At 64.3% G+C, this 3,516-nt stretch carries 4 protein-coding genes; 1 reads left to right on the plus strand and 3 read right to left on the minus strand.

Annotated features, from left to right (window positions below; translation table 11 throughout):
• The coding region (gene gnd, locus FJ386_15290) for a decarboxylating NADP(+)-dependent phosphogluconate dehydrogenase (GenBank protein ID MBM3878051.1) at positions 1 to 919 on the minus strand (919 nt) is incomplete at its 3' end.
• 8 nt (positions 920 to 927) lie between these two features.
• On the opposite strand from gnd, the gene FJ386_15295 reads away from it, so the two are divergent.
• Complete coding sequence (locus tag FJ386_15295) at positions 928 to 1,935, plus strand: glycosyltransferase (protein ID MBM3878052.1); 1,008 nt, start codon at positions 928 to 930, stop codon at positions 1,933 to 1,935.
• A 27-nt stretch (positions 1,936 to 1,962) separates the two neighbouring features.
• Here FJ386_15295 and FJ386_15300 read toward each other — a convergent pair whose 3' ends face one another.
• A complete protein-coding gene (locus FJ386_15300; GenBank protein MBM3878053.1) occupies positions 1,963 to 2,850 on the minus strand; it encodes a hypothetical protein in 888 nt (295 codons plus the stop codon).
• Positions 2,851 to 2,903: 53 nt separating this feature from the next.
• The coding region (locus FJ386_15305) for a zinc-binding dehydrogenase (protein MBM3878054.1) at positions 2,904 to 3,516 on the minus strand (613 nt) is incomplete at its 5' end.

Here is a 3,516-nt window from a genome sequence, read left to right on the forward strand (position 1 = left end):
CTTTGAGCTTCTTCTGCGCTTTCACGCGTTCGTCCTTCAGCGCGGAGACGCAACGCGAGTAAACGGCCTCGGCCATCAATGTGATGGGGATGCCGAGGTCCTGCGAGTTGATGACCGTCCACTTGCCCGTGCCCTTCTGGCCGGCGGTGTCCAGGATCTTGTCCACGAGCGAGGAGCCGTCGTCGTCCTTCTTCGCAAGAATGTCGCGGCTGATCTCAATGAGGTAGCTGTCGAGGTCGCCGGTGTTCCACTCTTTGAGGACCTCGTGCATCTCGTCGGCGCTCATGCCGAGGCCGTGCTTCATGATGTTGTAGGCCTCACAGATGAGTTGCATGTCGCCATACTCGATGCCGTTGTGGACCATCTTCACGTAGTGGCCCGCGCCCTGTTCGCCGACCCAGTCGCAGCAGGGCGCGCCGTCGGCGACCTTCGCCGCGATGGACTGGAAGATGGGCTTCACAAACGGCCACGCGGCCGTGGAACCGCCCGGCATGATGCTCGGGCCGTGGCGCGCGCCTTCCTCTCCGCCGCTCACGCCGGTGCCGATGTAGAGGAGGCCCTTGCTCTCGACGTGTTTGACGCGGCGACTCGTGTCGTCGAAGAGCGAGTTGCCGCCGTCGATGATGATGTCGCCGCCCTCGAGGTGCGGGAGAAGCTGTTCGATGAACTCGTCCACGGCCTTGCCAGCCTTGACCATGAGCATCACGCGGCGGGGCTTCTTGAGCATCGCGACCATCTCGGGGATGGAGTGCGCGCCGAGGATTTTGGTGCCTTTGGCCTCGTTGGCGAGGAAGTCGTCCACCTTGGAGGTCGTGCGATTGTAGGCCACGACCGTGAAGCCGCGGTCGTTCATGTTGAGGATGAGGTTCTGGCCCATGACGGCCAGGCCGATGAGCGCGATGTCGCCTGTAGGTTCCATGGTGTCGTGTGTTTTCGGACAACCGAACAGGCGCGACCATAGCGCGGCTCACAAGCGCGGCGAGAAGAATTTCTCCGGCCGCGACCGGCGCGCGTGGGTGGATTCGCGTGGAGTTGCTGGAGAGGAAGGGCCGCGCGCTCGATGGTTGCTCACTCGACGAGTGCGCCATCATCTGCGGACATCTTCGCGCTTCAGTTCGCGGAGTGGCCGGGCAAGGCGCCCGAGCCGGCCGCGCGGTGGTCGAACCGGTTTCCGCTTTCAAGCGGCTGGTGATTTGCCACTCTCCGCGCGTGACCCTTTCCATCGTGGTGCCCGCCTTCAACGAGGAGAAGCTCATCGCCGCCACGCTGGACCGCATTCACGCCGCGCGCGAGGCGTTCACAAGGCTCGGCTGGGAGAGCGAGATTATTGTCTGCGACAACAACTCGAACGACCGCACGCCCGAGCTCGCCCGGGCTGCGGGGGCAAAGGTCGTGTTTGAGCCGGTCAATCAAATCGCGCGCGCACGGAATTCCGGGGCGCGCGCCGCAACCGGGGACTGGCTGATCTTCGTGGACGCGGATTCGCACCCCTCGGTGGAACTGTTCGGCGAGGTCGCGAATGTCATCCGCGCCGGTCGCGCGATCGCGGGCGGCTGCCTCATTCAGTTCGACGGGCAGAACCGCGAGGCGAATTTCTGGATCGGCATCTGGAACATTGTGAGCCGGCTGACCCGATACGCCGCGGGGTCGTTCATCTTCTGCGAGGCCGCCGGGTTTCGCGAAATCGGCGGGTTCAACGAGAAGCTCTTTGCGACCGAGGAGCTGGATTTGAGCAGGCGCCTCAAGAAGCTCGCGCGCCAGCGGAACCGCAAGATGGTGATCATCACACGGCACCGGCTCATCACCAGCGTCCGCAAGATCATGCTCTACTCCCGGTTTGAGCATATCCGGTTCATCACGCGCACGATTGTTTCAGGCGGGCGCGTGCTCCGGAATCGCGACGATTGCCCGGTGTGGTATGACGGGCGGCGGTGAACGGCGCGCCGGTTGACCGCGGGGCAGTTACTTCTTCTGTCCTTTGGGGTCGAGGTTGGACTTCAAGTCCTCGTCGGTGACCGTGGACTCCACGCCGTTGGCAGGCACTTCGGCCTTTGCCAGCCAGAGCAGTCCGTTGAGCACGACCTTGCGGAAATTCTCGTTGCCCCAGTTGACGTGCTTGTGGCCGCCCGTGAAACCAAACCCGCGGCCACCATCGGGACGCTGATACACCCACATCATCGTTTCATCGCGGCCTTTCGCTTCCTGAATGTGCGGATACGGACCCCTGGGATAGACATAGGGACCATCGCGCACGGCATCGCCCGGCTTGGCGACGAGGATGGGAGTGATGCCTTTCATGTCCGGGCGGAAGCGCATGTTGAAATACCACTCGTCGACGACCGAGAACGGTTTCACGCCTCTCGCAACGGGGTGGTTGGGGAACGACTTGAAATCCGGTTTCCACATCGGGTTGCATGAGAATTGATGCTCGTAGTGCCCGCCGATCCACTCGTGCATCCACGCGCTGGAATCGCCTTTCGGAACCTCCACGCCGTAGTGCGCGCAACCGATGCCGGTGCCCTTCTTGGCCAGCGCGCTCATCATCTGCGCACGCCCGGGCTGGATCGCCGGGTGACCGCCGCCGCCGTCCGCGTAAATCAGCACCGCGTCCGCGCCATCGAAAGCCGACACGTCCTTCGGCCAGCCCATGTCGTGGACTTCGGCGCGAATGCCCGGCACGCCATCGAGGCACTTTTTCAGGAGAAGCGAGCCCGCGCGAAACTCGTGGTCGCCCGGCCCGTGGCTGGGTTTCCCGGCGATCAGCAGGATTCGTTTCTCGGCGGCGCTCGCTGTGATCGAGAGGACTCCGCAAATGGCGAGCAAGGGGGCCAGGCATCTATTGATCTTCATGCGCAGAGCTTCGGAAGAACTGTGCCGCCTTGTCGAGTTGCAACTCATCCGCGTCAGGGCACGAGCACAATCTTGCCGAGCGCGCCGGGCGCAAGCACCGCATCGTGGGCTTGGGGGGCATGGGCGAGGGGGAATCGACGTCCCACGACCGGACGAAGCGTGCCGCTGCAAAGTCCCGCGCGCACGGCGGCGTGGATGCCGGCAAGTTCCCCGGTCGAGCAGTTGAAGAGCGTCATTCCGCGCACGTCGGCGTCACGAGTCATCAAGTCGCGCGGCGTGATTTCCACCTTGCCACGGCTGCCGATGATGATCACGCGGCCGCCCTTCGCGAGCGCGGGGAGGTCGCGCCCGAGGTTCACGTTCGAGAGCATTTCGAGAATGATGTCCGCTCCGCGCCCGCCGGTGAGACTTGCCACGGCTTCGAGATGATTGTCTTGCGTGTGGTCGAGCACGTGGTGCGCGCCTTCCGCGAGCACGCGCCGCCGGCCTTCGTCGGTCCCGGCGGTGCCGATCACGATCAATCCTGCCGCGCGCGCGAATTGAACCGCCGCGAGTCCCACGCCCCCGCTCGCGCCGTGGATGAGAACGATTTCGCCAGCCCTCGCGTCGGCGCGATGGAACAGCGCCCGATGCGCCGTCGCGTAGGGAATGTGAAGCGCCGCGCCC

Source organism: Verrucomicrobiota bacterium (assembly GCA_016871675.1).
Taxonomy (GTDB): domain Bacteria; phylum Verrucomicrobiota; class Verrucomicrobiia; order Limisphaerales; family VHCN01; genus VHCN01.